Origin of the sequence: Bartonella sp. AA81SXKL (assembly GCF_042196945.1) — a bacterium.
Taxonomy (GTDB): Bacteria; Pseudomonadota; Alphaproteobacteria; order Rhizobiales; family Rhizobiaceae; genus Bartonella.
Map to the genome: position 1 here is coordinate 1 of NZ_JBHIRH010000030.1, position 7,009 is coordinate 7,009.

Below are 7,009 nucleotides of genomic sequence, written 5' to 3' on the forward strand. Positions count from 1 at the left end.
AAGAAGCATCGTAAGGGTTTATCGGTTCGTGCGTTTGCGAAGAAGATGGGTGTTTCACATAATGCGGTGGTTTCTCGGATAAAGACAGGTAAATTTGATGCGGCTCTTTTTGAAGATGGTTCTGTCAATGAAGCCCTTGCAACAGCCATCTGGAATGAGAATCCAACAAAGCGCCCACCCCCATTTTTAGCGCCTGATGGAAAGGTGCGGACAAAGATCAAACAAGCCTCCACAGATGGAGCCAATGAATACAAGATAAAACTGGAGCGAATGCAAGTTGCGCTAGCAAAAGAAAAAATTGCTCTGGAAAAGTTACGCGAAACCACTGTTGATCGTGAAGAAGTGAGAAAAGAAGCATGGAACTTTGGAAGAGCGCATCGAGATACAATGCTCAATTTTGCCTATCGCTTTGGTACTGAAATTGCGGCGCAAGTGGGATGTGATGCTGCGAGCCTTATTGGAGCTATCGATCATCATATGCGCAAAGCTTTAGTGGAAAATGTCGTCCCTGTTTCTTTTCACGATCCCAACATTTTAGAAGAGAATCCAGAACATGATAAGTGATGCTTTGCCCTCGTCCTCTGATGCTGGGCTCTTTTTTTGCTATGCGAATGAAGGACGCCGTCCTGACCCGCCTTATACTGTTTCCCAGTGGGCTGATAAAAATCGTTATTTGAGCACAGTTACGAGTGCTGAGCCTGGATTATGGAGGACTATACGTACCCCCTATTTACGAGAGATCATGGATAATCTTTCTGTTTATGATCCGACTGAAACAACGGTTGTGATGAAGGGGGCTCAGATTGGAATGTCGGAAGCAGCATTGAACTTTTGTGGTTATGCCATTCATCATAGTCCAGGACCTGCCCTTTATGTGATGCCGACAGTTGAGACCGCTAAGAAACTGTCAAAGTCTCGTCTTGATCCGATGATTTCAGCTAGCCCTGCTTTAAGTGAACGCATTGCTCCTGCTCGTGCAAGAGACAGTGGTAATACCATGTTTTCAAAGGAATTTTATGGGGGGACATTGATGATTACAGGAGCAAATAGTGCTGCTGGATTGCGTTCTTCTCCTATTCGCTATTTGGTTTTGGATGAAGTCGATGCTTACCCATTGAATGTCGATAATGAAGGCGATCCTGTAACAATTGCTGAAAAACGAACCTCTGCTTTTATTCAACGTAAAATTTTTAAATTGTCCACGCCGACACACCGTGACACAAGCCGTATTGCCAAGGATTTTGTACTAGGAGACCAGCGATATTACAACGTGCCTTGTGATGCATGTGGTACACTACAGCCGATTGTTTGGTCACAAATCAAGTGGCAAAAAGGCGCCCCCGAAAAAGCTGTTTTTGTTTGTGCGCATTGTGGTCATGAACATGCCGAACATCGTAAGTCCACCTTAATGGCAGAAGAAAACGGTGCTTGCTGGATCGCAACACAGGAGTCAAGTAAGCCTCGTCTGCGTTCTTACCATATTTCAGCGCTTTATTCGCCATGGCTGACTTGGGGCGATTGTGCGCGCGAATTTTTAAGAGCCAAAGAAGACCCTGCTCTTTTGCAAGTTTTTATTAATACAGTGCTTGGAGAGCCATGGGAGGACAGAACAGGCGAAGTTGTTGATCCTGATAGCCTCTATGCAAAACGCGAAGATTATCCCCTTGCACCAGAACAATCCGTCGTGTTGACAGCAGGCATTGATGTGCAAAATGACCGTTTAGAGCTTGAAGTGGTGGGATGGGGGCGTAGTGAAGAAAGTTGGCATATTGATTATCAAGTGATCCTTGGTGATCCCTCTTCTTTTGAAGTCTGGGACCAGCTGGATGAATATCTTGCAAAACGTTGGCCACATCCAGGCTATAAAGAGGGGATTAGGATAACAGCTGCTTGTATTGATACCGGTGGTGGACACACACAGGCAGTTTATAATTATGTACGCCCCCGTGAGGGACGACGTATCTGGGGAATTAAGGGGCAAGCGGGATGGCGTGCGGTATGGCCACGCCGTCCAAGTAGAAACAACAAAGGACAGATTAATCTCTATATTGTTGGTGTTGACGCGGCAAAAGATATTATCACGGCACGGTTTAAAAAATCAGGACCTGAAGCATCGGGGGCTGGTGCAACACACTTTCACAAAAGCCTTGATAGAGAATATTTTGACCAACTGACTGCTGAAAGAAAAGTCATCAAATATTTTAAAGGCTTCAAGCGTATTGAATGGCAAAAAAGCGAAAAGGCAAGAAACGAAGCCTTGGACTGTAGGGTCTATGCTTATGCTGCTTTACAAGGTCTGATTTCGGCGGGAATAAACCTTAATCGAGAAGTTGATATCTTAGAAGAGCGTCTGGAAAAACTTAAAATTGAAGGCGCTTTAGAACAGCCAACATCAGAACATGTGCCCTCTCCTTCTCCAAGAAGATCTCAGACAGCACAGCCTCAAAAGAAGCCATTCAGAACAATGATGAATCCTTATATGCGAGGGGATTGGAGGTAATTTGTGGGTGAAACTTTAGAACCAATTAACAGCAAAATTGAGAGACTTGAAAACTTAAAAAGGCGGCGTGAACAAATTGAAGAAGCTCTTTATTCGGGAGCACAATCGGTGCGCCATGGCGATAAGCAAGTAAGCAACCGCTCTGTTGAGGAACTGCGCAGAGCGCTTGAGATGCTGAACACACAAATAGCCAACCTTGAAGGGCGCAAGCGTTCACACGTTTTCTATTTTAATATATCACGAGGCTATTAATGGCTGGCTTTATCAATAAACTCACGGGCTTTTTTAAAATTTCTCGTCAACACAATCCCCATTTTGAAGCGGCAAGCAAAAGCCGCCGTATGGGTGGTTTTGACCCCGCAAAGAAACATATCAATAAAGCGATTGAAGAATGCGGTGATACCATTGTTGCTCGTTCAAGATGGCTCTATGATAATGAATCTCTTTATGGGTCTGCAACAGAAGAATGGGTCTCTGCGGCTGTTAGTGATGGGATTAAACCCTATCCTCGTATTGAAGGTTTTCAAGAAGAAAAGAAAAAGCTTTTAGACTTATGGTGGCAATGGGTTGATGAAGCAGACTATGATGAAGATGCCAATTTTTATGGACTTCAAGCAACCATTGCACGAGAGGTCTTTCTAACCGGAGAATGCTTTGTAAGATTACATTATGTTGATCTCTACGGACGCTCTGGTGTACCGCTTCAATTACAAGTTTATCCCACCGAAATGTTGGACCTTTCCTACAATGGACCGGCTGAGATTGAAGGCAATTACATTCGTATGGGGATTGAATTTAATGCCAGTGGTAAGCGCGTTGCTTATCATTTCTGGGAACATCACCCCTATGATGATTGCCCTTTCAACACAGTCTTTGAGAGTCAAGAACGCATACGTGTGCCTGCTGAAATGGTCATTCATATCAAAGAGCGCCGGATTGCTGGACAATTGCGTGGTTCTCCAAAAATAACGCGCTGTATGACAAAGATCTTTCAACTCGAATCCTATGATGATGCAGAACTTGATCGAAAAAGGACAGCGGCTCTTTTTGCGGTGTTTATTACAGGGAAGGAATCTCATGATGCGGCATTAGAGGAAAATCGTGAGCAAACGACGCCCCCAAAGAAGACTGAAGAGGCACCTGACGTGGATAAAATTTATCCTGGATCGGTCAACATGGTCGATGGCGAAAAACAAATTACATTTTCAACCCCTGTTGAGGTTGGTGGTTCTTACGAGGCTTTTCAATTTCGCAATATCTTGAAAATTTGTGCAGCACTTAATATGCCTTATGCCGTTGTGACTGGAGACGTTACGCGCGGTAATTTTTCCAATGTGCGAACCTCTATCATTCAGTTTAGACGGCACGTCAAACAATGGCGTGAACATATTATTGCCTTTCAGTTTAACCGCATTGTTTGGGAACGTTTTGTTGAAATGGCAGTACTTTCTGGACGCGTTCACTTACCCGGATGGGAAGAAAATTCCTTGCCATGGCTTCAATGTGAAAGCTTTGCGCCCCCGCTTGAAATGATAGATCCAAACAAGGATATCTCAGCGGAAAAAGAAGAAATTCGTGCAGGCTTGAAAACACGACGCATGGCACTTGCCGAGCGCGGCTTTGATATCGACAGCATTCATGCCGAACTGCAAGAAGAGCACACAGACGCTCGTGCGCGCGGCTTATCTTTTGACACGGATATGGCAGCGCCTTCTGGTGAAAATCAAGCGATTGATGATGAAGATTCAGAGACTTCTGAGACTTATGAAAACAACCAAGGCAGTAAGGCGCAGACAAATGGTGAATAATCTCGACATGCCGTTTTTGGCATCACGGCTTTTTGGAGTTCCACACATGCTTGCCTCCACAAAGCTTGATATTATTCTCAATGCTCTTGCTCCACGGCTTTTTGAGGGAGAAAAGTTTGCCCCTGGGGCTTTTGCGCAAGGGGATACAACGGCTTTAAGACCACCAGAAACCTATGTGGTGCAAAACAATGTTGCTATCCTACCAGTTCATGGCACGCTTGTGCGCCGCGGTGCATGGCTTGGGGCTTTATCGGGGCTAACCTCTTATGAAGGTTTAAGGGCTTCTTTTCGTGAAGCCATTGCACAACCTGATGTTCGTGCTGTCTTACTTGATATTGACAGCGGCGGTGGAGAAGCCGGTGGTGTCTTTGATTTGGTTGAAGAGTTTCAAACACTCTCAAAACAATACGACAAGCCCATTTGGGCACATGCCAATGAGTTTGCCTGTTCTGCAGCTTATGCCATTGCTTGTGCGGCTTCTCAAATATGGGTTGCACGCACGGGTGTTGTAGGCTCGATTGGAGTTGTTTGTGCCCATCTTGACCAGTCCCGTGCAGATGAAAAACACGGGCATAAATGGACCTTTGTCTTTGAAGGTGATCACAAAGTTCATGGCAATCCTCATGAACCCTTGAGCGATACAGCACAGATAAAAATGCAAGCCGATTGCGCCCTGCTCTACGAGATGTTTGTCGATTTGGTGGCGCAAAACAGACGCTTAAATGCTGCTGCAATTCGTGACACAAAAGCAGAAACTTTTATAGGCACCCAAGCGATCACGCTTGGATTAGCAGATGCGCAAGGCACCCTTGCGCAAGCTTTGGAAGCCTTAACGGATTCCATATCACAAAACCCAACATCAACAGAAAAAGAAGGACAAAACACATGGCACGCACACAATACCGCGCCGAAGAAGATGATGACGAAAAGATCGTCGACATCATCAATGACGAGGAAGAGGACGAAGACGATAGTGACATCGACAAAAACGCCGAAGACTTCGACGATGAAGAAGAAAACGAAGATGAGGATGAAGACAATGAGGACAAGCAGGAAAACATAAAAGCTGCTCTTGAAAAAGAAAGAAAGCGCGCAAAAGCACTAACAACCCTTGAAAGGCAAGCAAAGCACTTAGGCGTTTCTTTTGATGCAGCAAAAGCTATTCAAAACGGTATGAGTATCGAGAAAGCACGCCAATGTGTGTTGACGGCTGCTAGCTCTCAAAGCGCGTCTTTAAAAGTCTCGCCTTATACCCCTCATAGTGATGGGACGAGCAAGGCAAAGATTTATGCAAAATGGGAAGCAGCTTGGAGGGCAGTGAAATGACGAATATTATTTATGACGACGTACGCAATGGCGCTTATCTTGGACCCTACGACCCCGATATGTCAAATGAAGAAGTGCTGTTTGCATCAGGAGCATTCATTGAAGCTGGAACTGTCATGGGAAAGATAACCGCAACGGAATACTATGTCCCCCTTAATCCAGCAGCATCAGATGGCAGTCAAATCCCTGCAGGGATTTCTTTTGCCACTGTTGATGCCTCTCAAGCCGATCAACGTGCCGTAATGACAGCACGCTTATGCACTGTAAAAGCTTCTGAACTGCTATGGCCAGATGCCATTACAGATGAACAAAAAAGTGCTGCCATTCAGTCTCTCGAAGACCATAACAATATTTTATTGCGATAGGAGAATGCGCACATGGATATGAATTTTTTTAAACACGATGCTTTCTCAAGCATCACAATGATGAAAGCGATTGAAAACTATGAGTTTCAACCGGGACTTATTAGTTCTCTTGATCTTTTTGAGGAAGTGGAAACAAGCACCACAGTGGTTGGTATTGAAAGACGTGACAATACATTGTCCTTGATTCAAACCAGTGAACGTGGCGCCCCCTTGGCAGAAGGGGATAGAGATGGACGTAATCTTCGGTTTTTCAAAACAACACGCATTGCCAAAAGTGACACGGTGAAATCAGAGGAAATCCAAAACCGGCGTGAATTTGGGACAGAAGATCAACTCGAGACAGCAATGAAATATATTGCCAGAAAACAAAAGAAACTGATTTCTGAAATAGAATTGACATGGGAAAATATGCAACTTGGCGCTGTTCAAGGGGTGGTTCTTGATGCCGATGGCTCTGTTATTGTCGATTGGTACAAAGAATGGGAAATCGCACCACCAAAGCCGATTGATTTTAAACTAAATACAGAAACAACCAATGTTGCGGACCATGTTGATCAAGTCATTATGAAAATGATTGAAGCTTCAAAAGGAGCTTTTTCTGATCGTTCACGCATTATTGGGCTTTGTGGGAATGAATTCTTTTCCAAGTTGAAAAACCATAAAACAATTCGTGAAACCTATCTCAACACAGCTCTTGCACAAACTTTAAATAGTGCTGGAGGTGTTGCAACACCAAGTTCGATTGGCTCTGGGAGCTTTGGTAGTTTTGACTTTGCGGGTGTGACTTTCATTAATTACCGGAGTATTCACAACTATAATGTGAGTGCGAAGGCTGGAACAAAGCGCGCCATAGGCATTAAACCTGATGAATGTCAATTCTTGCCTGCCAATGCACCGGGAGTATTTCAAAAAACCTTTGCACCGGGAGAAAGTTTGGATTTTGCCAACACGGTTGGAAAACCGCTCTACACCATGTTGATCGTTGATAACGACCGTAATGCATGGGTAAA

Annotated in this window: 8 protein-coding genes; all 8 read left to right on the forward strand. The window is 44.6% G+C overall.

Annotated elements, in window-relative coordinates:
• On the forward strand, positions 1-564 hold a 564-nt coding region (locus ACFINZ_RS08660; RefSeq protein WP_375701329.1), incomplete at its 5' end, for a hypothetical protein.
• Positions 554-2,500 (forward strand): phage terminase large subunit family protein, encoded by a 1,947-nt coding sequence (locus tag ACFINZ_RS08665; protein WP_375701330.1) that lies wholly within the window; start codon positions 554-556, stop codon positions 2,498-2,500. The genes ACFINZ_RS08660 and ACFINZ_RS08665, both read left to right, overlap by 11 nt.
• Positions 2,501-2,503: 3 nt before the next feature.
• A complete protein-coding gene (locus ACFINZ_RS08670) occupies positions 2,504-2,752 on the forward strand; it encodes a phage head-tail joining protein (RefSeq protein WP_375701331.1) in 249 nt (82 codons plus the stop codon).
• Entirely contained in the window at positions 2,752-4,308 is a 1,557-nt protein-coding gene (locus ACFINZ_RS08675) for a phage portal protein (protein WP_375701332.1), read from the forward strand. Before ACFINZ_RS08670 ends, ACFINZ_RS08675 begins: the two co-directional genes overlap by 1 nt.
• Positions 4,298-5,371, forward strand: coding sequence for a S49 family peptidase (locus tag ACFINZ_RS08680; protein WP_375701333.1), 1,074 nt, complete (start codon positions 4,298-4,300; stop codon positions 5,369-5,371). The genes ACFINZ_RS08675 and ACFINZ_RS08680 overlap by 11 nt, the downstream gene beginning before the upstream one ends.
• Positions 5,372-5,481: 110 nt before the next feature.
• Entirely contained in the window at positions 5,482-5,634 is a 153-nt protein-coding gene (locus ACFINZ_RS08685) for a hypothetical protein (protein WP_375701334.1), read from the forward strand.
• Complete coding sequence (locus ACFINZ_RS08690) at positions 5,631-5,999, forward strand: head decoration protein (RefSeq protein WP_375637130.1); 369 nt, start codon at positions 5,631-5,633, stop codon at positions 5,997-5,999. The genes ACFINZ_RS08685 and ACFINZ_RS08690 overlap by 4 nt, the downstream gene beginning before the upstream one ends.
• 12 nt (positions 6,000-6,011) lie before the next feature.
• A partial coding sequence (locus tag ACFINZ_RS08695; protein WP_375701335.1) for a major capsid protein occupies positions 6,012-7,009 on the forward strand: 998 nt, incomplete at its 3' end.